Origin of the sequence: Coprococcus intestinihominis, from assembly GCF_040096555.1 — a bacterium.
In the GTDB taxonomy this organism is placed as follows: domain Bacteria; phylum Bacillota; class Clostridia; order Lachnospirales; family Lachnospiraceae; genus Coprococcus_A; species Coprococcus_A intestinihominis.
Genome location: NZ_JBBMEK010000492.1, coordinates 1 through 909, shown reverse-complemented (window position 1 = coordinate 909; position 909 = coordinate 1). Strand labels below are relative to the sequence as shown.

At 45.2% G+C, this 909-nt stretch carries 1 protein-coding gene; it reads left to right on the top strand.

What is annotated here, in order from left to right:
• Positions 1–423: 423 nt before the first annotated feature.
• On the top strand, positions 424–909 hold a 486-nt coding region (locus tag WMO25_RS18435), incomplete at its 3' end, for an ATP-binding protein (RefSeq protein WP_349086713.1).

Here is a 909-nt window from a genome sequence, read left to right as displayed (position 1 = left end):
GAATATGTCCTCTTCTCTTGTTATACTATATAGTAAAATAAGCAGAAATTCAACCAGAAAATCAGCTTTTGCCTGGATAAGCCACATTTTTGCGAATATATGTTCTTTTTTCTTGACATTCACATTTCCTCTGGTATAAGATATATATTAGGAATTTCTGAATCCAACTAGAAATTAAATTATATATACAGATAATGACGAAACTTTATAACTCTTCCTTCTGATGAACCTATCGATGAATCCATTCAAAACAGGTGCTTCTGTCACGGCCAGTACTTAGACACTGTTTTTTAGTGTCTTATGTACTGCTGCCAGTGACAGGCAGTGCGAACGTGCCTGCTTTGAATGGATTATCGATAGGTTCTCTAAGACTACAATGTTTCGTCATTATCTGGCCACCACTTTTTGAAAGGATTTTTTATTATGGCACCAACCAATTCTTATAATGCCGACAGTATTGCCGTGCTGGAAGGTCTCGAGGCCGTCCGCAAGCGTCCCGGCATGTACATCGGCAGTGTCTCCCGCAAGGGCCTGAACCATCTTGTCTATGAGATTGTTGACAACTCTGTGGACGAGCATCTGGCCGGTTTTTGCAGTGAGATCCATGTGACATTGAACAAAGACGGCTCCGCCACTGTTTCTGATAATGGCCGAGGTATCCCTGTTGGCATGCACAAGAAAGGCATTTCCGCGGAGCGTCTTGTATTTACAACCCTCCACGCCGGAGGTAAGTTTGATGATTCTGCCTACAAGACAAGCGGCGGTCTCCACGGCGTTGGCTCATCTGTTGTCAACGCATTGTCTGAATGGCTGGATGTGACGGTCAGCCGCGAGGGCTGTACTTACCACGACCGCTATGAGCGCGGTGTACCGACCATTCCGCTGGAGAAGGGACTTCTGCCTGTCATC